Origin of the sequence: Spirosoma panaciterrae DSM 21099 (assembly GCF_000374025.1) — a bacterium.
Lineage (GTDB): Bacteria > Bacteroidota > Bacteroidia > Cytophagales > Spirosomataceae > Spirosoma > Spirosoma panaciterrae.
The window spans coordinates 35,911-57,668 of sequence record NZ_KB893239.1 but is presented as its reverse complement, the minus strand read 5'-3'; the positions used below and the strand labels follow the sequence as shown (position 1 = coordinate 57,668).

The 21,758-nt window shown below is 50.0% G+C and carries 17 protein-coding genes; 4 read left to right on the top strand and 13 right to left on the bottom strand.

All coding sequences use genetic code 11. The features are described 5' to 3' along the window. Nucleotides 1-8: 8 nt before the first annotated feature. The 8 genes from B153_RS0131150 to rpe form a co-directional block, all read right to left on the bottom strand. Entirely contained in the window at nucleotides 9-1,754 is a 1,746-nt protein-coding gene (locus B153_RS0131150; RefSeq protein ID WP_020600672.1) for a hypothetical protein, read from the bottom strand. 12 nt (nucleotides 1,755-1,766) lie between these two features. Beyond that, nucleotides 1,767-2,675: a transketolase family protein gene (locus B153_RS0131145; RefSeq protein ID WP_020600671.1), complete on the bottom strand. Its 909-nt coding sequence runs from the start codon at nucleotides 2,673-2,675 to the stop codon at nucleotides 1,767-1,769. A gap of 111 nt (nucleotides 2,676-2,786) precedes the next feature. Continuing rightward, nucleotides 2,787-4,787 (bottom strand): NAD-dependent epimerase/dehydratase family protein, encoded by a 2,001-nt coding sequence (locus B153_RS0131140; protein WP_020600670.1) that lies wholly within the window; start codon nucleotides 4,785-4,787, stop codon nucleotides 2,787-2,789. Nucleotides 4,788-4,867: 80 nt separating this feature from the next. After that, nucleotides 4,868-5,698: a transketolase gene (locus B153_RS0131135; RefSeq protein WP_040762410.1), complete on the bottom strand. Its 831-nt coding sequence runs from the start codon at nucleotides 5,696-5,698 to the stop codon at nucleotides 4,868-4,870. Nucleotides 5,699-5,720: 22 nt separating this feature from the next. Beyond that, nucleotides 5,721-7,571, bottom strand: coding sequence for a glycosyltransferase family 39 protein (locus B153_RS0131130; protein ID WP_020600668.1), 1,851 nt, complete (start codon nucleotides 7,569-7,571; stop codon nucleotides 5,721-5,723). 30 nt (nucleotides 7,572-7,601) lie between these two features. Then, nucleotides 7,602-9,680: an OmpA family protein gene (locus tag B153_RS0131125; protein WP_020600667.1), complete on the bottom strand. Its 2,079-nt coding sequence runs from the start codon at nucleotides 9,678-9,680 to the stop codon at nucleotides 7,602-7,604. 128 nt (nucleotides 9,681-9,808) lie between these two features. Then, complete coding sequence (locus tag B153_RS0131120) at nucleotides 9,809-11,212, bottom strand: alpha-amylase family glycosyl hydrolase (RefSeq protein WP_020600666.1); 1,404 nt, start codon at nucleotides 11,210-11,212, stop codon at nucleotides 9,809-9,811. A gap of 54 nt (nucleotides 11,213-11,266) precedes the next feature. Continuing rightward, on the bottom strand, nucleotides 11,267-11,938 hold the full coding sequence (gene rpe / locus B153_RS0131115; RefSeq protein ID WP_020600665.1) for a ribulose-phosphate 3-epimerase: 672 nt from the start codon (nucleotides 11,936-11,938) through the stop codon (nucleotides 11,267-11,269). Nucleotides 11,939-12,194: 256 nt separating this feature from the next. On the opposite strand from rpe, the gene ligA reads away from it, so the two are divergent. Continuing rightward, complete coding sequence (gene ligA, locus B153_RS0131105; RefSeq protein ID WP_020600663.1) at nucleotides 12,195-14,327, top strand: NAD-dependent DNA ligase LigA; 2,133 nt, start codon at nucleotides 12,195-12,197, stop codon at nucleotides 14,325-14,327. Between the two features lie 78 nt (nucleotides 14,328-14,405). Further along, nucleotides 14,406-15,305 (top strand): 4-hydroxy-tetrahydrodipicolinate synthase, encoded by a 900-nt coding sequence (gene dapA, locus B153_RS0131100; RefSeq protein ID WP_020600662.1) that lies wholly within the window; start codon nucleotides 14,406-14,408, stop codon nucleotides 15,303-15,305. A gap of 86 nt (nucleotides 15,306-15,391) precedes the next feature. Here dapA and B153_RS0131095 read toward each other — a convergent pair whose 3' ends face one another. The 5 genes from B153_RS0131095 to B153_RS0131075 all read right to left on the bottom strand — a co-directional run bounded on the left by B153_RS0131095 (nucleotide 15,392) and on the right by B153_RS0131075 (nucleotide 19,783). Then, nucleotides 15,392-15,580: a hypothetical protein gene (locus tag B153_RS0131095; RefSeq protein ID WP_020600661.1), complete on the bottom strand. Its 189-nt coding sequence runs from the start codon at nucleotides 15,578-15,580 to the stop codon at nucleotides 15,392-15,394. A 99-nt stretch (nucleotides 15,581-15,679) separates the two neighbouring features. Beyond that, on the bottom strand, nucleotides 15,680-17,893 hold the full coding sequence (locus B153_RS0131090; RefSeq protein WP_020600660.1) for a carbohydrate binding family 9 domain-containing protein: 2,214 nt from the start codon (nucleotides 17,891-17,893) through the stop codon (nucleotides 15,680-15,682). Nucleotides 17,894-18,068: 175 nt separating this feature from the next. After that, a complete protein-coding gene (locus tag B153_RS0131085) occupies nucleotides 18,069-18,353 on the bottom strand; it encodes a hypothetical protein (protein ID WP_020600659.1) in 285 nt (94 codons plus the stop codon). Between the two features lie 120 nt (nucleotides 18,354-18,473). Beyond that, complete coding sequence (locus tag B153_RS0131080; protein ID WP_026262589.1) at nucleotides 18,474-18,911, bottom strand: hypothetical protein; 438 nt, start codon at nucleotides 18,909-18,911, stop codon at nucleotides 18,474-18,476. A gap of 122 nt (nucleotides 18,912-19,033) precedes the next feature. Next, entirely contained in the window at nucleotides 19,034-19,783 is a 750-nt protein-coding gene (locus tag B153_RS0131075) for an SDR family oxidoreductase (protein WP_020600657.1), read from the bottom strand. 153 nt (nucleotides 19,784-19,936) lie between these two features. Between B153_RS0131075 and B153_RS0131070 the strand changes: the two genes are divergently transcribed. Further along, on the top strand, nucleotides 19,937-20,839 hold the full coding sequence (locus tag B153_RS0131070) for a histone deacetylase family protein (protein WP_020600656.1): 903 nt from the start codon (nucleotides 19,937-19,939) through the stop codon (nucleotides 20,837-20,839). 129 nt (nucleotides 20,840-20,968) lie between these two features. Further along, a complete protein-coding gene (locus tag B153_RS0131065) occupies nucleotides 20,969-21,727 on the top strand; it encodes an HpcH/HpaI aldolase family protein (RefSeq protein WP_020600655.1) in 759 nt (252 codons plus the stop codon). The last annotated feature ends 31 nt before the right edge of the window (nucleotides 21,728-21,758 follow it).

The following is a 21,758-nucleotide window of genomic DNA, read 5'->3' as shown; positions in this document are numbered from 1 at the left end:
CCAACGAATTACCAATTTTTTTTCAATGTTGTTGTGGGTGGTCCGGCTGACTCAATCGTTTGATTCGTGGGGTATAGACTGGCTTTGCCGTTGGCGATGGTTAAAATAAAGAGCTGATATGAACCTGCAATCATTTCTTCTGTGGGTACATCGGCCGTAAAACCGTTCGTAAACAAGTGGGCAGGCAGAAAACGAGCCGCTTTTACGGACTGCTGCTTTTGCCGAACAGGAAACAAATAGGAGCGACTATCGGATCGGGCCAATAGGTAAGGGCCTTCATCCCGAATTCCCTGTGCGGGTAGGGTCGTGTTCTGGATGATGTATCCGCTCGGTTCTTTGGCTATCTGGATCGGAACAACGGGTTGAGTCGGTTGTCCAAAGATCGTTGGTAGGGTAGTATCGTAAAAAGCGGGCGCTAACGCTGTATAATGACTGGACACCGAGTCGATGCTGATGGTCCCATTGTTGGCGTTGTGTGTCCAGTTAAACTGATGCGTAACCAGCCAGTGCCGCCAGTACAGGGTATCGCTCAGATAGGTCAGATACGAACTAGCCATTAGACCCGCGCTGAATACCAAGCCTAATACGAGTGTCCAGAGCCGTCCCGTTTTTCGCTGTTGTACAATAATGAAACAGTAAACCAGGGTTAGCAAAAGAAGCGAATAGATTTTATAACGGCTCGTAATCAGTAAAGGTAAACCAAAACCTACCCGCGACCAGGCCACCGTAGCGGCTGTGCCAAGTACAAAAGCGGTGGCTCCAAAAAAGAAATAACTGAATGGAGGAAATTGCTTCTTAACGAACCCTTTTTCCAGCAGATATACCCAACTCCCGAGTGCAAGCACAGTAGCAATACTCCCAACAATCAGGCATTTGGCAAAAGCAGGGCCAACCGGAAACGCTTCGGCGGCCGCACCACTGAAGGCAAGCCAGCCTTTGATGAGGTCGAAGAGTGAACCACGAGCGGGTGGGTTGCCTGGCGGCTTCTGGTAGTCGAAAAAATAGAGACCAATGAGAAGGATGGCACTAACAGACCAGATGATAAGGGCATTTCGGTTCGGACGCTTCTCCAGCAATTGCTGGAGAAGTAACATGGCAAAACCGATCGGCCAGATCAGCAGGCCGTTACCACTCGTTAGTGTAGCGGCTGTTGCCAGTACTAAAGCCGGCCAAAGTCGATTTGAAAACGCTAGTTGGTAAATCGTCCAGAATACCCAGAATAGTACAGTAAAGTTCTGTAAGGCGGCCATACCCCAGAACATATTTTCCCACTGCGACAGGTTGAGCAACAAAAAAGCAACAGGAGGAAGATAAAGCACATAATCCGTTAGGCTGGGCGCTATCTGGCGGTTCGCTTTTTTGCCTTGCGAAACCGTTGATCGGCCCAGTACCAGACCGAATAGGGCAATGAGCCCTAACAGGCTCAGATTGCCAACCAGCATGAGATGGCGGTAATTGAACTTCCCAAACAGGCTGAAGTCGAGCCAGGTTATAATTCTGTCGTAGACAATCCGGTGTTCATTGTGCTGACGATAAAACTCGTAAAGCTTGCCTGAAAAGGATGTTTCTTTGTCGACAGCGGATAAAAATGCTCTTAGTACATGATCGTCCCATTTGGGTATGCTGACCGAGTAGGTAGACCAGACAAACCAGAAGAGGATGACGGGTATCAAAACAAGCCCCCCAGCTACTAAACCAGCAACGAGCCCGTAGCCTTTTTGTTGAGTCTGTGGGGTATTGGATAAAGTTACCAAAGGATCAGGATACTAATTTGTAAATGACGCTAACTGCCGGGCAATATTGGCCGGATCGAGTCCCGATAATTGCTGATGATATTTCTGATCGCCGTAAAGACCGTTGGGGTACCCTTGTGCCGACAAACTCACGAAATGACTCGGTGCAGCTCCATCGGCCAGGAGTTTAACCGATAATTGCTGAGCCAGACCCCCAACCGATACGTGCTCTTCCACAACGAGCATGGGTTTGCCAGCCCATTTGTGCGCTAGATCGGCCGGTACATCAAGGGGGAGGTTCGTAGCTGTAAACACATCGAACTGATCGGCCAGCAACTTATCCTGTAAGGCGGTTAATACATTGGCTGCAACCGGGCCGAGGGCCACTACGGTACCGATCGGCGATGCACTCTGAACCACATGCCTGAACGAGCCGTAGGTCTGAGCCCCATCGGGAGTGTTGGGGCCAGCGCCCAGCCGCAAATACGTGGGGCGCCCTCCGGCCACAATCTGGTCGAGCATAGGCGAAACCTCATCGGCAAAGGCAGGTATGTAGGTATTTACGTTTTGCAGACTACTCAGGCACGCCAGATCTTCGATGGCGTGGTGGGTACTACCCATAATGCCATACCCATAGCCACCTCCGTTGCCCACCAGAAACACGGGCATCCGGTGCAGACAAATATCGTTTCGAAACTGCTCCAGACACCGATAAACCACGAAAGGGGCTATGCTGTAGCAAAACACTTTGTAGCCTTTATAGGCCAAACCGGCGGCTACACCCACCATGTTCTGTTCGGCTACACCAGCATTGATGAAGCGGGGACCCAACACATCGGCTACGTTTTCAAGCGCGCTATAGCCTAAATCGCCAGTGATGAATATGATTTTATCGTCTTCCCGAGCAATGCGCTCGACGGCGGCTGAAAATTCTTTTCTCATGAACGTTTACGGGCAGCCAACATGAACTGCGTTGAAATAAAACTTCACAATCGGTGCTCAGTGTTTACCTGGACCTCATTTCGCGCGGATACTCACCGATGGTTAAAGAATCTATCGTTTACGTTCCGTAATTAAAGCCGAAATTTTGTCCGGAGTATTGTAAATGCGATCGCCTTTACGAACCAGAGTTCGGATAAATTTCGGACGTTTTTTGGTCTCTTCAAAAATCTTGCTGATGTACTCGCCCAAAAACGAGATTCCAAGCAAATTGATGCCTCCAAAAAACATTACCAATACAATAACGGTCGACAAACCATACGGTGTATTTGGATCAAAGTTAAGTAGCCGGGACAGAATCTGCCAGACAATGCCCAGCATCGATAGCCCTGTAAGCACGAAGCCCGCGTAAGTCATCAACTCCAGCGGAGCAAAGCTGAACGAGAAAATGGCTTTCTTCGCCCACCAGATATTCTTTGTCCAGTTGTTGGTCGACACCCCGAACATACGTTCCGGGCGTACGTAATCGACCCCCGTTTGCTTGAACCCAACCCAGGCGCGTAAGCCACGCAGGAACTGTTCGGTTTCGGGCAGATTGACCAATTCCCGAACCACCTTCCGGTCGATCATCGAAAAATCACCCGCATCGACCGGGATATTAATGTAGGCCGTTCGTTTGAACAGCCGATAAAACTGCTTGTAGAAAAAGTGAACATGAGCTGGCATTTCGCGCTGAATCCGAACGCCATACGTGACGTCGAAACCCTGCTGCCATTTCTCATAAAACTTCGGAATAACTTCTGGCGGGTCCTGCAAATCACCGTCCATCAACACCACAGCGTCGCCAGACGAGATTTCCATGCCACTCAAAAAGGCCGATTGAGAACCGAAGTTGCGCGAATGTTTGATAGCAATCACATTAGGGTCTTTGGCGCAGATTTCGTTCAGGACTTCGTCGGTGTTATCGGGCGAATTGTCGTTCACAAAAATGATTTCGTACCGCACCTTCATCTCGTTGAAGGTTTTGACCAGTCGCTCATACATGTACGGAATAGCCTGGGCATCTCTGTAGCATGCAATAATGGGCGAAATCACCGGATTGAGCGTAGGCGTCTGGAAAGCGGGTATAACCCGGCTCTCGTACTGATGATTGACCTGCCATTCAGCGGTCTGGCGCAACCCATCGGTAAGTTGAGTGGTCGCTTTCCAACCCAGATCGGCTTCGGCTGCCGATGGGTCGCCATACCAATCCGCTAAGTCCCAGTTCCGATTGCTCATACTGCCCCATACCGGCTCCTGGGTTATGCCAAACGTTTGCCGGGCTACATCGACCAGTTCACGCATGGTGGTTTTTTGGCCGGTAGCGATGTTGTACGATCGGCCGCGAATGGCTGGATTGACCCGCAAAGCGGCCTGCACAAACGCACCTACGCAATCGTCGATATAGACAAAATCGCGGCTGATATCGGGCGACACCAGTGGGGGTAACTGACCTTTTCGATTTTCTTCGACCAATCGGGGGATGAGCCGATCCGGTTCTTCCCAGCCGCCATAAATGGAATAAAGTCGCAGATTCAGGGTATTTAACTGAGCAACACGGGCATAGTATTCGAGCGTATAAGCCGCTGATACTTTCGAGACGGCATAGTGGCTATTGGGTTCAACCCGGTCGGTCTCTTTAGGCGCTGTACAATTGAAGCCATATTCCGAACTGCTGCCTGCATGGATATAGACCATATCGGGCGTGCAATTTTCGAGAATATTAACAGTACCCAGCACGTTGGTCTCGTAGGTCAGGCCAACATTTTTCTGCTTACTGTAGGCACCATAGGCCGCCAGATTGAAAATCGTTTTCGGCTTTATACGGCCAAACACATCCTGTACCGACGTATTGGAGAGAATATCGCAGTGAACGACGTTTTCGGGCGGCACGTCCAGAAGTTTCAGCCGCCAGGCTTTGGTGGCATCGTGGGTCAGCGCGTACACATCTTTGCGAACGCGGAAGAGTTGCTCAAACAGGTTGGCGCCAATGAAGCCACTGGCTCCAAAAACGACAATCGGTCCATTGAGCTGCTTTATGCTGGTAGGTAACAAATCGGGGACAGACGAATTCATTTAGGCCGCAATATTACGGCAAAAGATGGATTTGCCTAGGCCAACATACAGTTTTATAGGTAATGGTAATGAGCAAACGGTCAAACCTGCGCCATTTGAGAGGCCAGGTAACGGTCCTGCACATCGTTCTTCGCCTGTTCGTACTGAGCCTCAGTCATAGGCAGATAATGCCATTCGAGCCGATTTTCCATATAGGAGACGCCTTTCCCTTTTACGGTCTGGGCAATCACCAATTTCGGCTTGCCATTTGGAGTAGCCGTAAGCTGATCGATGGCAGTAGTTATATCGTTGATGGAATGCCCGTCGACCACTACCGTTTCAAAACCGATGGCATTCCAGGTTCGTACGTCGGCCGTATCGCCCATCACCTCGGCTGTGTAGCCAAAGCCCTGCAAGCCGTTTTTGTCGACCAGTACGATCAGATTGTCCAACTGATGCTGAATGGCATAGTGAGCGGCTTCCCAGGTCGTCCCTTCGTTGGTTTCACCATCCGACATCAAGACAAACACACGGGAGTCGTCGCCTAATAGTTTACCGGCCTGGGCAATACCCGTACCAATAGGTAATCCATGACCTAGCGAACCCGTGGCAAACGGGATGCCTTTATGCTGATTCGGAGCTGGGTGAGCAGGGAGAGTTGTACCGTTATGGTAATAGGTAGCCAGCACGTCGTCTGAAATCTCGCCAAGGTGATTGAGGCAGGTATATAGGGCGGCTGCGGCATGCCCCTTCGACAAAAGAAACGTGTCCTGTTCGCGCTTTCTCAATATGAGTGTAGCAATCATCAGATCGATACAGCTCAGCGAGCAACCGATATGACCGGCATGCGCCTGATTGTATAAACTCAGTATCTTGAGTCGAAGCTGGCCTTGCAGCGTTTGTAAATCGGTTGATTCAGTTGTTGACGTCATGGTAGGTTGATCCCCGATCGGCTTAGTCGCCATAGCGGTATTTGTTGCCCTGAAAGTCAAAAATAGTAATTTTTTTGTCGGAACCCCCTTTCACCAGTACAATTCGGTCGCGCTCGTTCGGGTCAACTCGCTGGATGTACTGGGCATCTTTGGGCAGATACAGATTGACCAGTTGGGCATCGTAGAGTGAAACGGGCGAAAAGGTAATATCGTTTTTCTTGGAGCGAATAACCCGCTGCTTATTGGGGTAAAGAATGGTATCGCCCGGTGCGTACAGTCGTTTCAGTTGTTGCGCGGATGACCAGTATGGGTTGGCGATGCGCGGCACACCAAACAGTGTGTATTTGGCCGCTGTATCTTCATAAATCCCCACCAGTATCTGACCAATGAACCCCGCCTGTATTAGCAAAATAAGAGTAATGGGGACACTGAACCACCAGCGGGTATGCACCAGTTGGAGAAAGCCGAAGGCCACTAAAATACAGACATAAGGAAATGAGAACCCGGAGTACCGTTGGGTGATGCCGTAGGTATGTCCTGATCGCCAGGCCATGAAAAGCAAAAAGAACGTCGGGATCAGCGCCAGCATGAGCAACAGAAAAACTAATCGTTTCTGCTGGGTATCGGTCTGATACAGGATGTATCGGCCAATCAGATAGACAAACGGAACGGCAATCGACAGCACCAGTAGGCGGATCGGTAGGACTGTATAAAAAGGTAAACCAGCTAGTAAAAGCAATGGGACGGCCACATAGACCCAAACCGGAGGCTTAGATACCAGAAAATACCGATGCATGACCAGCGTCGCTACAGTTCCCAGCCCCAATGCCAGCAACGAGTTTCGGATACCGCCCAATACGGCCGACAGGCCATTGGTAATGATGAACAGATCCGAAAAAACTGGAACGGCCCGTGTCAGAATATTAGGGATTGTTGCGGGCAGAATGATGCCGAACCCATTATGGAGCGGATTGGTCAGGGCCAGGTTGCGGTAAAAGTTCTTCTGCTCTTCAAGGATATAAAATGTATAGGTGCCCCCACCGTACAAAAACCATAACGACACCAATCCTAATCCGACAAGGGCTGTTACGCCAAACTGCACCCAGGCACGAACGTTCCGAAGATACAGTAAGGCATAAAGTCCGTGGCACAAAAACACGGTTATGGTCAGGTAATGGGAGAGGAGCGCCGTTACAAACGTTAGTCCATATGCCAGGTACAACCAGCCTGTCGGGCGAGCTTTTGTGCGGGAAAATTGGTTGTTCGATTCCTGAGTTCGTTCCAGGATCAGCAGAAAAAGATGAGTCGCCAGCAACGTCAGAAAAAAGGACATCGAGTAATTGCGGGCTATGTGACTATAGGACACGAAAAAAGGCTCGATGGTCGCAATAGCAGCACTAGTCAGGGCTAATGTATCGACGGTGTTCGACCGAAGTGAGCCAGAAGAGCCTGGGCGGTCGGTATTTCCTGTGCGAAAATGTCGTCGTACAAAAACAAATAATAGCCAGACGATCAGCGTACTGAAGATCACCGAGGGCATACGGAGAGCTGTGTCGCTCAAACCAAAGATGCTGAGCCAGACCATTAGAACCCCGTAGTAGGAAGGGCTATTGCCAATATCGCCCCGGATGTTGGCCTCTACGAAATCGGCATAGGTTTTCGGCTTCCAGAACTCGGCCGGAGTAAAGTACGGTTTACTGAAAACGTCTTTCTGGTTGGCCCCTTCGAGGCATACGCCCTGGCTGATGAGCAGGGTTGATTTTTCGTCGAAATAAATGCCATACGTACCAACTCGATACAGGCGAAGACACAAGGCTAGTACCAGTAAGGCACCTAGCAAAATCAGGTGATTGCGGGATAATTGTGCAGACATTTGGGCAAAACTACGAGAAATTGCGGGTTCTCACAGTTTGAGAATGGTGAATTCTACCCGACGGTTTTGTTTACGCTTCTCTTCCGTTTCGTTGCTGGCAATGGGTTTGCTTGGGCCCCAGGCTTTGGTTTGAATGCGATTTTCCGCAATTCCCTTACCGATCAGATATTCTTTTACGACCCGAACCCGGTCCTCGGAAAGCTTCATATTCGGCTCCCATTCGCCCTGATTGTCGGTGTGGCCTTCGATCAGGAGTTCCATAGCCGGGTACTTTTCCATCATGGCTACGACCTGGTCGAGTTCGCTATCGGCACCTGGCATCAGGACAAACTGACTTTGCTGGAAGAGGACATCCCGCATAACGATTTTTTGCCCGGCTTCGATCTTGACCAGATACAGATTGCGCCGAATATCGCGGAAGCGTTTGTCTTTACTAAGGTCAAGCATTTCGCTGGCGGTAAAATAGCCGTCCTTTTTCGCTTTCAGGTTATAGACTTTCTGCGTGGGCAGAATCATCTTATACTCACCCGTTTCGGGGTTGTAATCGACTTTGGCCACTTCTTTATTGTCGCCAAGAAGCCCGGAAGCTACTTCGGAAGCGACAGGCTTCTTGCTTTGGGCATCAAGTACCTGCCCCGATATGATGGCAACGGGATCGGGTTTGATAGCGGGGTACAGTTTGAGCCGGAAAATATCATCTTCGCCTAGCGAGCCCGCCCTGGAACTAAGGTAAGCGTAATCGCCTGAAGCCGGAATGGTAAAATAGCCATCCCATTCAGGCGTGTTGATAGCAGGGCCGAGGTTTTCAGGCTCGCTCCAGTTTCCCCAGGAATCATCGAGTCGGCGACTGACAAAAATATCACCATTACCATATCCCGGATGACCGGCAGAAGTGAAGTAAAGGGTACGTCCGTCGGCGGCCAGAAAAGGGGAGCTTTCAAAGTCTGCCGTGTTAATGACGCCCCCCAGCGAAACTGGTTCCGACCAGGTGTTATCGGCTTTTTGCAGGGATACATACAAGTCCCGGTTCCCACGGGTGTCTTTACGCTGTACGGCCAGAATAATGGCACGCCCATCGGGAGAAACACAAAATTCGAGTTGATTTTTCTCGTGTAAGTTGTAGTTGTTGGCAATCTTACACTCGATCGGCTGCGACCATCCGGCTTTGGTCCGAATGGATTTGGAAATTCCAAAAGACATGCCTCCGTCGGGGCGATATACATTAATCAGGTAAGCGGTACGACCATCGGAACCCAATCCACTGATTGCATTATCGCCCGCATTGTTGATCGGTGGACCAATGTTGACGGCCTCACTCCAGCCCGGCGGATTGCCACTGGAGGCCGATTCGAGGGTTGAGTACCAGACGTCCTGCCGATCAGGGGCACCCGTATTCGCTTTATTAAAATTTCGGGTGAAATACAAGGTTCTCCCATCCGGAGCGATTACCGGGGCAACTTCCTGGCCGGGTGAATTAACGGACTTGCCCAGGTTTTCTTTCTGAATCTCCTTCGGTGTGTCTTTAGAGATGTTGATACCAATCGTAACAGGTTTGGTGTCTTCCGAAATACCAATAGCGTCGATCTGGTTCGGGCCTTTCAGGGCGGCCCCATTGATCACTACTTTGATCTGGCTACACAAGTAAGCGGAATCTTTCGGGAAGATGTGCAGCAGTGGGTCTGGACGGGCCTGAACGGTCGTTGCCTGATATACGGTGTGCTGAGTTCCTTTTTCATCAACTACCAGTACTTTGACTACCGCTCCCGGATTGACGTTCTCCGCTATAATGATCTGCCGGGCCGCCATTGGTTTTTCAAAGCCGACCTGAATCCATTCATCGGCAGTACCATCGGCATAATAAGGAGCCCACGCACAGGGGCTTTCACCCATTTCGGGAACTTTACTGGGCTTGCCCAGTGCCTGTGAGGCCTTGTATTGTTCGCCCGTCGGTTCCCCCTTTTTTTCTGAAGAGACACCAACTACCCGATTGGCCCATTGGACAGGTATTGGTTGCGTATTGGCTCGCTGCGGAGAAACGTTCGCTTGTCCGTGGACTATCGTGACAGCCGCAGCAACCCATATACCCGACAAGAGGCTCCAACCTTGCATAACTAACTAACGAAGCGTATAAACAGCCCAAATTAATACATTACGGCATATTATGCACGAATTATGGATGAGCGGTTTAATGAGTTTCTAATATAATCAGGCGTCAGAAATGGGCCCGATAAATCTTTCTAATTGGTCAGTACCCGATATTCCCAGGGTTTAAGCGTCACCAGAATCTCGGGTTTTAGTTCCACGGGCTGATGGCTGAATACTTCGGTATACGTGCCTGTGTACCCGTCTCCCATAAGACGGGCTGTTTGAGGCTGGTCACTTAAATTGACAACCACCACAATCCGGTCACTATCGCGCTGGCGGTGGAAAGCGTAGACTTTATCATCGTGATCCGTTTCAATTTTGACGACTTTGCCACCCGCCAGTCCATTCCACAACGCCCGGTTTCGATGTTTAAGTGTAAGCAGCGTTTTATAAAAGTCACTCTTTTCGTAAGTGCCCCAGGGAATCGTGTCTTTTTCAGTAAAAGCCAACCGCTTATTCAGATTGGATTCCATGCCATTATAGACCAGGGGCATACCTTCGAGCGTACTACTCAGAACGATGAGTGCGTCGGCTCCAGGCCCAAAGGACTCGGTAAGGGTTCCATTTTTGGCGTTCTCGTCGTGGTTTTGCGTAAAAATCATCTGATAGTACCAGGCTGGAAATTTTTTCTGATTGGCATTACGAACCGAATCGATTTTCGTGGCCTGACTTTCTCCTTTAGCGATCGACCGCATGATGTTGTGCAGACTCCAGCTATAGTTCATATTAAAACCGCTTTTAAATTGGTTGGGATCATCTTCCCATTCCGAAAGCATAAAAACCGTTTTGATTTTGTCCAGCCTCGGCCGCAGTTCAGCCCAGAATGTATTGGGTACCAAACCGGCTACATTACAGCGAAACCCATCAATATCTGCTTCTTTAACCCAGTATTGCATAGCCTCCATCATGGCCTTTCGCATATCTGGGTTATCGTAGTTCAGGCCAACTATATCGGTCAGGCTGCTGGGTTTGCCCGTGGCCGGGTCGATGGGGGCGGTCATTTTCCCTTTTTTGGTCATATACCAGTCGGGATGCTGGCTGACCCATACATGATCTCGACCCGTATGGCTGGCTACCCAATCCAAAATCACACGTAAACCAAAGGCATGTGCCCGATTGACCAGCGATTTCAAATCGGCCATGGTTCCATAAGCCGGGTTTACGGTTTTAAAATCGGCAATCACGTATGGGCTACCCAGGGTACCCTGCTTCCCTTCCTGACTAATTGGGAAAATCGGCATCAGCCAAAGAATATCTACCCCCATTTCTTTCAGTCGGGGTAATTGCGCTTCAATGGCTTTAAAGTTACCCTGTGCCGAAAACTGGCGTGTGTTCACTTCGTAGATCGTAGCGTTTTTGGCCCAATCGGGTGAAGGAGGAGCCCCAACGGCGGTAGTGTCGGAAGGGGTATTTTCAGTTTGGTTCTGGTTCGATTTGCGACAGGCCGTTGTTAAAAGCAGCGAGCTGAGCAGGGTAGCCAGGTATATTTTCTTCATGGATGAATGCCTACAGAGTCAGATAAGTTAAGCGTTACGGGGTTGGGTTGTGGATTAGGCCATCATAGGTAAACTACTGGCTTTTAGCCGGCGAATGGCTTCGATGGGGTCTGCCGACCGAAATACCGAATTGCCCGCAACCAGTATATCGGCACCGGCCTTTACCAGCGCCTGAGCATTCTGCTCACCTACTCCTCCATCAATTTCGATGAGGGCCGTTGAGCTATAGGTACTTAGTAATTGTTTTAACTTCGCTACTTTTTGAAGGGTATGGGGAATGAAAGTTTGACCACCAAAACCTGGATTAACCGACATGATGAGCACCACATCGATCTGTTCCAGCACATCCTCCAGACCACTAACGGGCGTATGCGGATTCAGCGCAACACCGGCCCGACAGCCGAGCTCCCGAATACGGGACAAGGTACGGTGGAGGTGCGTACAGGCTTCGTAATGCACATGAATAACCGACGCGCCCCCTTCCGCAAACGCTTCGAGGTAGCGTTCGGGCTGGGTAATCATCAAGTGAACATCGAGTGGTTTCTGACAGTACTTCTTCGCTACTTCCAGTAAAGGAAAGCCAAACGAAATATTGGGAACGAATAAACCATCCATGACGTCGAAATGTAGGTAATCGGCTTCGCTACGGTTCACCAGCTCCAGTTCTTTTTGCAGATTTGCAAAGTCAGCAGCCAGTAGCGAAGGGGCAATCAATGGCGAATTCATGGTTGTTTTTACGTTCGGGGAAATCAATTCATTGAAAAAGAAAGGCTTAAATAAAAGCCTTTACCAGAACACTATTTTTTTATCCTGTAAAACTAAGTTTTTTTGCTTGAACGAGGAAACAAACCCAATATTGCCAGTCGGTCGTCAGTCGTTCGTTGCCGGTCAATAGTAGTTTATACGAAAGGAATACCTATGTATCAATTACTATTGATTCCCGTTTATTGACTGATGGCTCTTGACCAACGACTTTATTTTTATGAATCCCCAGGAACGAATTGCCGAATTGACCGAGCGGTTAAACTATTATAATCATCAATATTATCAGAATAGTGTTTCGGAGGTAGACGATTATACGTTCGATCAGCTACTAACCGAACTGACCGAACTGGAAAAACAGTACCCCGAATTTCGTTTGGCTGATTCGCCAACCGTTCGGGTAGGCGGAACCATCAGTAAGGAGTTTGCGACGGTTTATCATCGCTTTCCGATGCTGTCGTTGGGAAATACCTATTCGGAAGACGACCTGATCGAATTTGATAAACGCGTTCAGAAGGGGCTGAATGGGCAATCGTATGAGTATGTATGCGAACTGAAATTTGATGGCGTAGCCCTGAGCCTGACGTACGAAAATGGGGTATTGGTGCAGGGGGCAACGCGGGGCGATGGTGTCCGGGGCGATGATATCACGAATAACATCCGTACCATTCGGACAGTGCCGCTACGAATCAGAGAGAAGCAGGAAGAGCCGAGAGACGAGCAAAATGTACAACTGTCGCTCTTTGCACCGTCGTCCTTCCTTTCCTCGCCTTCAATCCCTGCACTTTTCGAAGTTCGGGGCGAAGGCTTTTTGCCTCTGGCAGAATTTGATCGGATCAATAAAGAACGTGAAGATATTGGGGAGCCGCTGCTGGCCAACCCCCGCAATGCGGCTTCGGGTACGTTCAAACAACAGGATTCCAGCGCTGTAGCCCGACGTCGGCTCGATTGTTATATCTATTCGTTCCTGTCTGACCCGGAAGTGTTTCAAACGCACGAAGAAAGCCTGGTGGCACTGAAACAGTGGGGGTTCAATGTGTCGCCAACCTGGCGGAAATGTACCGATATTCGGGAGGTGATGCAGTACATCAACGAATGGGAGGAAAAGCGCTTCACCCTGCCACTTGGTACCGATGGCATCGTCATCAAAATTAACCGATATGATCAGCAGCGCGAACTGGGGTATACCGCCAAGAGTCCACGGTGGGCCATTGCCTTTAAATATAAAGCGCTGGCTGCCAGTACGGTTCTGAAAGGTATACGGTATCAGGTGGGCCGGACGGGAGCCGTCACACCTGTTGCGTTGCTCTCGCCCGTGCTGCTGGCCGGAACAACGGTGAAACGGGCTTCGCTCCATAATGCCAACGAGATTGAGCGGCTGGGCGTTATGCTGAACGACACGGTGTTTGTTGAAAAAGGGGGAGAAATTATTCCCAAAATTACGGGTGTTGATCTGAATCGGCGCACCGACCAGAGTGTGCCCATCGTGTACCCGACTACCTGCCCGGCTTGTGGTACGCCATTGATTCGAAAAGAAGGCGAAGCGAATTTTTATTGCCCCAACGAGCGCGGTTGTCCTCCCCAGCGTCAGACCCGATTCGAGCATTTTATCCAACGACGGGCCATGAATATCGAAAGCCTGGGCGAAGGGAAAATTGAATTACTCATCGAGCGCGGGCTGGTTGAAACACCGGCCGATTTGTATGATCTGACGGCCGACCAATTACTGGGTCTTCAGAAAACGTTTGTCGACCGGGATGGCGGATCGGAGGATTCAGGTAAACAGCGCGTGGTCAGCTTTCGGGAAAAGACCGTTGAAAATATCCTGACGGCTATTGAGCGATCGAAAGCACAACCATTTGCCAATGTGCTATTTGCTCTGGGTATTCGCTATGTGGGAATCACTACGGCCGAAAAACTGGCTGATTACTTTGGGTCGATGGATGCCATTATGCAGGCTTCGCAGGAAACATTACTCGCTGTGCCGGATACGGGACCACGTATTGCCGAGAGCATAGTAGCCTGGTTTGCCGATGAAGAAAACCGCACGTTTGTTGAACGGTTGCGGGCGGCTGGATTACAGTTTGTAGGGGAGAAAAAAGTAGTGGAGCCGGAAGGGGATACACTGGCTGGTAAAACGTTCCTGTATACGGGCACATTTGCCAACTTCAGCCGTGAAGAACTCGAAGCGCGTATTGCCGCCAATGGAGGAAAACTGTTGAGTGGGGTTTCGAAAAAGCTGAACTACCTGATTGTCGGCGAAAACGCGGGGCCATCTAAGGTCGAAAAAGCACAGAAACTAAATGTCCCCATGATCAGTGAAGACGAGTTCCTGGCGATGCTGGACGTGTAATTTCATTTGGGCTGGATGGTTTAACGAATCACACATAAATTCCCGTAACTTTGCATTTCTAAAATTCTGTTTCCGCGAATGGATACTAAATTCCACGGGGTCGGTGTTGCGATCGTGACACCTTTCAATGCCGACCACTCTATTGATTTCGACGGTTTTGGCCGCGTAATCCGACACATCTCCGACGGAGGAGTTCGTTACATTGTCCTGCAGGGCACCACCGGTGAATCGCCTACGGTATCGAAGAAGGAAAAGGCCCAGTTACTCCATTACCTGAAGGAGAACAATGCAAAGAAACTTCCGATTGTGTATGGGGTTGGCGGCAATGTAACGGCCGATGTCGTAGCGGGAATGAAGGATATTGACTTTGAGGGCGTAGATGCCATTCTGTCGGTTTGCCCATATTATAATAAACCTGGTAAACGCGGAGTAATTGAACATTTTACCCGTATTGCCGATGCGTGCCCAGTGCCGGTTATTCTCTACAACATCCCATTTCGGACAGGCATCAACATGTCGGCCGAGACGATTGTCGAACTGGCACAGCATTCAAACATCATTGGTGTAAAAGAAGCGTCTTGCGTGATTGAGCAGTGCATGGAAATCGTTCGCGACAAACCTGATGATTTCCTGCTCATTTCGGGCGACGATGTACAGGGAGTGCCCATCATCAGCATTGGGGGAGTAGGAGTTATGTCGGTGATTGCCAATGCGTTCCCGACTCGTTTCTCGGCTATGATCGATGCGGCTCTACAGGGTGATTTTGCTTTTGCCCAGAAAGAGCTTGGTCATTTCCTGCGTATCGACCCGCTCCTGTACGAAGAAGGAAATCCGGTAGGGGTAAAAAATCTTATGGAAATTCTGGGGCTGATTTCAGCGGAGGTTCGACTGCCTCTGATGAAAGCTTCCGACGACCTAAGCGAACGTCAGCGTGCCGTTCTTCAGCGGGATGGCCTGCTGGAGTTAGTGACTCCATAACAGGTTCGTTTAAACCAGGCCTATACTATATCAAAAAGCTCGTCTGAAATCGATTCGGACGAGCTTTTTGAGTATAAAGGGAACTGTTATCGACTGCCTCCGCCAAAAAGCTTCGATATAAGCCAGATAACCACACCGATACCAGCAATAACAAGTATAGCGCCTGTCCAGGCCCCCGCTTTAAAAATACCGCCAATCGCTTCGCAACTGGTCATAAAGAAGGTAAGAAACAAGGCCACCAGGGCTACCGGGAAAATACGCAGCAGGGTTTTCATAACGTTTATCAAAATTTAGTGTAGTTGTTTTTAAGCTTCGTTTTCGGAACGATTGCCTGATTAACTAACACAAATTCAGTTTGTTTAAAACCCCAATCGTTATAAGTTCCACCAGTACGTCCATTTGAGGACCAAGGCTCGATTTTTGACCGAAAAAAAGCCCGGTACATCCTGCCCAATCTGCGCTGAATTGGGTAAATAATTATCGGTGTAGACCAGGAAGAAGTCCGATGCAGGCTTGTACCGCCATTGAATGCGGGCGTTCACATTCATGTTTTTTTGCTGTTCGTTATATTGCACAAACGTGGTCAGATACAACGTATTGGTCAGGGTAAGGTCGAAGCGGGGGCTAACCAGCCAGAACGTAGTTCGACCCCAGGGCTGCGGCAACCGGATGTCGTTGTAGCTGAGGCTGGCCGCCAGACTCACGTAGGGCTGAATACGATACCCCAGATCGGCGGTCAGATTCAGGCGAGTGCCGTTGTCATAATACCCCCCATAGCGACTCGAAAAACCATAGGTGAATACGCTCTGCGGTTTGGAGTCGAAATCGGTGCCCCAGGCTGTCCAGTAATGTTCGGTGCCGGTTGCCAGGGTTTCCCGGCCCGTGTTGGTCGGGTCGAAAGGTTGAAGCAGCCGAACATAATCTGTAGCCACCCAGGCCGTAAAAACACTTCGGTTGCGGAAGGTAATGGCGTAGCTCAACACACTTTCGTTGTCGCTTTGCTTCCAGGCCGGATCGAAAAAATAGGTAGAGGTAAGCAATGGGCCATGATTCAGGACACTCCCCCCCGTTGGTAGAAAGGTGTACCCCAGGGTAGCCATTCCGCGTTCATAGCCCCGACGTGGAACATAGCCCGCTTCGGCGGTGTAATTCTTACCTACCGACTCTACCTGACCACCAATAAGCCACCGACGGCTCGTGTATTGCAGATTTCCCGCATAAACGGCATCTTCACCCGATTGATCCGGACTGAACGATTTCACATACAAGGCCTTTCCAGTCCAGAGGTTATTGGCTGAGGCCAGATTGTATTCGAGACCGAAATTGCGGTTGTAGCGGGAGTACAGGGGTTTATTGGCTTCGGGCTGATACGAAAGGGATTCTTTATTGACAAACATCAGGCCGATATTCGAACGAGCAAAGATGCGTCGTTGCAAGGCCACCACAGCAAAGTTTTGGGCGGGTAAGCCCGTATCGTCCACCTTGCCCGTCTGCATATCCATGACGCCCATGCGCCAGTCTTTGTTGAGCTTACCACTGAGCCGGGCACCAAACCGAATCGGAACCCCGCCTAAGCCAATCCGACGACTGAAAAACGGACGAATGGTAGCGTAGCCGAAGTTGGTAAACTGATCGCCATTTTCCAGGAAAAACTGCCGTTTTTCGGGGAAGAACAACTCGTACCGATCCAGATTGGTTACCTGCTGATCGACATCCACCTGCGAGAAGTCAGGGTTTACGGTCAAGTCCAGGTTGAGTGATGAGGTAACGGCCACTTTGGCATCCAGACCTGCATCGAATCGGCTGTTGGTAGGGGTGTTGTTCTGATAGTCCCGCGTGATTCCTGTGAGCGCATAGGGAATTATAGAAATATTAGGACCGGGTTGTGGAGGAGGCTGATCCCAGACCAGAACACCCGTTAGGGCTAACGAAGCTGTCGGGAATTGCCGCTGAATGGGTGTCCAGGACGATTTTTCGGTGGTTTTTAAATCCTGCCGACTAAAATTGATCCCCCAGCGGTTAATCCCTTTCTTGTACCGAATCGTTTTGAACGGAATCGCCAGTTCGAGTACATAACGGTCTGCGTAGTTTTTGACGACGGAATACCACTTATTGTCCCAACTTAAATTGGCTTTTCCACCTTCATACAACAAACCATCCCATTGCGCCCCGGCGGCATTGGTGCCGAAGGTAAACCCATTGGTCTGATCGTCGAAGGTGTCCATGAAAAAAATGAAGTTGTCATTTTTGACAAACGCCCAGTCGCGCCGGAGGGACTCCACCATGTAAGGGCCTTCTACGTATCCATGATAGCATATGGCACTCAGGTAGATGTTATGGTCGTCGTAAGTCATCCGAACATCGGTACGGACGCGGGCGCGGCTGGTATCCATCGGGAGTACCATCCAGAAGTTGGAAGCTACTTCGGCCGCTTGCCAGGCGGGCTCCTCAACGAGTCCGTCGATCGTAATGGGCGACGAAGCCCGATTAATATGAAGCTGGTAGCTCTCGTTTTTCTTCTGAGCCAGCAGGATTGTATGACAGAATAAGCAGCAGATAACGGCAAGAATACTGGAGAATTTCACCAAATGAAGGCTTTATAGACTATACTTTAAAAGCAAAGATAAGGCCCATTTATACCGTTTGATGCTGGACTATTGCAGGAAGGACGCTTAGAATTGAGGAGCAGGTAAGCTACCCAAAAACGAAGGCGCAATGGCTATATAGCCATTGCGCCTTTAAAGATCGGTCTGGATGAGACGTTTACGAAGGAAATTCGTCAGTGAGGCTGGGGTCAGGTTCGGTGCCATCGTTGTTGCCCAGCGAATCATCGTTACCCAACGAATCTTCATCCACTTCCATGTTGGGACTGCCAGAAGGCTTCCCCTTTCCATCGGGACCGCTGTCGACGTCTCCCACTAAATCCGTCGGATTATAGTCTTCATTCAGTATGATGCTTTCGTCGGGAGTTTGGGCTGGGCCTTCTGTCTCTGGAGTAAATGCCTGTGATGGCTTGTTGAGCATGGCGTCCTGATTTACGTTTTCCATGAATGCGGTTGGTTTTAAGTTTCGGTCAGTTTTATCAATGTAAAATGAACCCCCAGGACGCGAAGACGTAATGAATGACAGTTGTCCGGTTATTCATCGCTTCATGGCGGGCATTTTAGCTTATCCTTTTGTGAATAATTCCCACAGCCGTTGGTAGAGCTTACCCGCATACTTTTTTACGTCCCGGTGGGATGCATGAATGGTAAAGGGCGAAAACGGTTTGACAGAGGCTTCGAGCGGTTCGATCCGAATGGTCCGCCCTGTGGTCCAGACGCCTGCCAGCCGACGTACCGAACCTGTCAGCCGTACGCCTGCATCAATCAGATCAACCTGGCACATGTCGGGATATTCGGCTTCGGCCAACTGCTGTGAAAAACGTTCTAGCTGACTGGCATCGAACCATGATAACGTCGGAATGTGTACCTCCGTGAAGCGATCACTACTGCACAAAAAGCGTAAGGACAGTAATGAAGGGCCGGAAGAGCGTTGAGCAGAAACCTGTAGGTCGAGAACTTCCAGCGGGGAGTGCTCCGAAGAAGTGGAGAATTCGATGTTCATGGTTGATGAAGATTACCAGAGGGCCGGGCAATGGCCAGTTCGTCTGGCATTGCCCGGCGGCTTTATTAACGTTCTATTAACTCAGCAAAGGTGATGATGTTTTCAGATTATGTATAGCGTAGTTATACGTAAATCATCTTCCGGGTCATACCGCCGTCAACCACAAAGTTTTGACCCGTAATAAAACTATTTTCCGGGGCGATCAAAAAGAGGATCATCCGGGCAATATCGTCGGCCTGACCTACCCGGCCTGCCGGATGCTGGCTATGATCTTCCGGGCGTAGGTCATCTGATTTGGCCTTCGCCTTTTTCTTCAGGGCCGATACGTCGATCCAGCCAGGGCTAATGGCATTGACCCGAATATCGGGCCCCAGACTTACGGCCAGCGAGTGGGTCAGTGCCAGAATACCCCCCTTACTGGCGGAGTAGGCAAACGTGTCGGGTTCTGACTGGAAAGCGCGGGTCGACGCCATGTTGATAATACTCCCTTTTTGCTGGGCCAGGTAAGGCGAAAGATGCTTGGCGCACAGGAAAGCGCCTGTCAGATTTGTGCCGATCACCCGGTTCCATTCGTCGAGGGTGAATTTATCGAGGGGTTTTTCGATCATGAGGGCTGCATTATTGATCAGGGCGTCGATCTGGCCAAAATGGTTGATCGTCTGTTCGGCAGCCTTCCGGACGTTGGTTTCGCTCGAAACGTCGCAGGAAATGAATAAGATTTGCGCCGATGAGGCTTTAAAGGCTTCGCGCAGTTCGGCCAGCGCGTCGGTGTCGGCTTCCCAGATGGCTACCCGGTAACCGTGTGTGAGTAAATATTGGGTTGTAACGCGGCCAATTCCCTGGCCTCCTCCTGTGATGATAGCTGTTCGCATACAAGCCGGTTAATGTAGTTGGATGAATCTTTCCAACGAACAAACTCACCAATTTGGTAACCGAACCTGCTTCGGAAAGGTTAACTTAGGGCGTATCCTTATCGAACGGGACAGGCCGCCGGACGGATACCAACCCCGAATTTACCTGATTTCATGCTGCGTATTGCCTTTTCGCCGGTCTATCGGCTGCGGTTGCCCGAGGGCCATCGTTTCCCCATGCTGAAGTACGAACTGATTCACGAACAACTGCTTTATGAAGGCACCTGTACCGAAGCTAATTTTATTGCACCAGCCTCGGTCGACGACCGTTGGGTATTAGGAGTTCACACGCCTGAGTATGTTGAAGCCTTGAAAACCTTAACCGTTTCGCCCGCCATGATGCGCCGGATTGGGTTTCCACTGACCCCCGAACTTATTGACCGTGAATGGATCATTACGCAGGGTACGATCAATTGTACGCAGTATGCTCAAACAGATGGCGTTGCGCTCAATATTGCTGGAGGAACGCACCATGCCTATCCCGATCGGGGCGAAGGATTTTGCTTACTGAACGATGTTGGTGTGGCAGCTCACTATCTGCTCGAAACGGCCCAGGCCCGCAAAATTTTAGTGATCGATCTGGATGTGCATCAGGGTAATGGTACCGCCGTCATGTTTCAGCACGAACCGCGTGTATGTACGTTTAGTATGCATGGGAAAGACAACTATCCACTCAGAAAAGAGCAATCGGACCTGGATGTTGAACTGCCAACCGGAACCACCGATGAACTGTACCTAAATACGTTGTACGATAGGTTGCCCGCCCTGATCCGTCGCGAACAGCCTGATTTTCTGTTTTATGTGTCTGGAGTGGATATTTTAGTATCGGACCGCCTGGGGAAGCTGAGCGTTAGCCGGGAGGGTTGCCGGGAGCGCGATCAGTTTGTGTTTGAACAGGCCATCCAAAACAATTTGCCGATTGCCGTTTCGATGGGAGGTGGGTATTCGCCCCGCATCGCCGATATTGTTGAAGCGCACTGTAATACCTTTCGGCTGGCAGCCACTATGTTTTTCTGATTCAGTCGTATCTTGCAAACTAGTAAAGAGTGACAGAGCGAATGAGAGAAAGAGCGATGAATTTAGCTACTGGAATTTTCGCTCTTTCACTCATTCGCTCTTTCACTCTTTCACTCTTTCACTCTTTGTATGAAGCAAAATATTGTAAAAACCCGCCTTAAAAATAACCAGCCTGTTCTGGGTGTTCTTGCGAATAGTACTGACCCGACCATAGCCGAACTATGTGGCTTTTCGGGTCTTGATTTTTATATGATCGATGGCGAGCACAGCCCGGTTACAACGGCTCATGTCCAGGATATTGTACGGGCCTGTGAAGTCAGCGGCATTACGCCTTTGGCCCGGGTTCGGAGCAACGACCCTAAACTGATTCTACAGTTTCTGGATGCAGGGGTTATGGGTATTATGATGCCGGGTGTTCGGACAGCGGCTGAGGCCGAAGCGTTTGTAAAAGCGGTGAAGTATCCGCCCATAGGAACACGGGGATTCGGTATTGTACGGGCCAACGAGTACCTGATGGGTACAATGAACCAGGGCGAATACGTTGAGTTTGCCAACGAGCAACTGCTGGTATTGCCGCAAATAGAAGACAAAGAAGCCACCGAAAACCTCGACGAGCTGCTTCATGTGGAAGGCATCGACGGATTTGTAATTGGTCCGCGCGATCTGGCCATGAGCATGGGGTATCACGATGGGCCTGGTCATGATGAAGTAAAACGAACCATTGCCGGCGTGGTTGACCGAATCCGCAAAGCTGGTCTCATTGCCGGTACCACAGCCGCTACCGGCGATCAGGCCAAAGCCTTGATTGATCGGGGTGTTTTGTTTTGCCTGAATACATTATCCGGACTGATGAAGTCGGCCGTTAGCGATTTTATGAAAGGTAGGTAAGGTAACGCGGGTAGAAGCCTGTAGTTTGTAG

Excerpts from the sequence above, each read along its gene's own strand:
- B153_RS0131140 (WP_020600670.1), bottom strand. The coding sequence starts at position 4,787 with ATGAATTCGTCTGTCCCCGATTTGTTACCTACCAGCATAAAGCAGCTC.
- ligA (WP_020600663.1), top strand. The coding sequence starts at position 12,195 with ATGAATCCCCAGGAACGAATTGCCGAATTGACCGAGCGGTTAAACTAT.
- B153_RS0131080 (WP_026262589.1), bottom strand. The coding sequence starts at position 18,911 with ATGAACATCGAATTCTCCACTTCTTCGGAGCACTCCCCGCTGGAAGTT.
- B153_RS0131125 (WP_020600667.1), bottom strand. The coding sequence starts at position 9,680 with ATGCAAGGTTGGAGCCTCTTGTCGGGTATATGGGTTGCTGCGGCTGTC.
- B153_RS0131135 (WP_040762410.1), bottom strand. The coding sequence starts at position 5,698 with ATGACGTCAACAACTGAATCAACCGATTTACAAACGCTGCAAGGCCAG.
- B153_RS0131145 (WP_020600671.1), bottom strand. The coding sequence starts at position 2,675 with ATGAGAAAAGAATTTTCAGCCGCCGTCGAGCGCATTGCTCGGGAAGAC.
- rpe (WP_020600665.1), bottom strand. The coding sequence starts at position 11,938 with ATGAATTCGCCATTGATTGCCCCTTCGCTACTGGCTGCTGACTTTGCA.
- dapA (WP_020600662.1), top strand. The coding sequence starts at position 14,406 with ATGGATACTAAATTCCACGGGGTCGGTGTTGCGATCGTGACACCTTTC.
- B153_RS0131130 (WP_020600668.1), bottom strand. The coding sequence starts at position 7,571 with ATGTCTGCACAATTATCCCGCAATCACCTGATTTTGCTAGGTGCCTTA.
- B153_RS0131085 (WP_020600659.1), bottom strand. The coding sequence starts at position 18,353 with ATGGAAAACGTAAATCAGGACGCCATGCTCAACAAGCCATCACAGGCA.
- B153_RS0131120 (WP_020600666.1), bottom strand. The coding sequence starts at position 11,212 with ATGAAGAAAATATACCTGGCTACCCTGCTCAGCTCGCTGCTTTTAACA.
- B153_RS0131070 (WP_020600656.1), top strand. The coding sequence starts at position 19,937 with ATGCTGCGTATTGCCTTTTCGCCGGTCTATCGGCTGCGGTTGCCCGAG.
- B153_RS0131065 (WP_020600655.1), top strand. The coding sequence starts at position 20,969 with ATGAAGCAAAATATTGTAAAAACCCGCCTTAAAAATAACCAGCCTGTT.
- B153_RS0131095 (WP_020600661.1), bottom strand. The coding sequence starts at position 15,580 with ATGAAAACCCTGCTGCGTATTTTCCCGGTAGCCCTGGTGGCCTTGTTT.
- B153_RS0131075 (WP_020600657.1), bottom strand. The coding sequence starts at position 19,783 with ATGCGAACAGCTATCATCACAGGAGGAGGCCAGGGAATTGGCCGCGTT.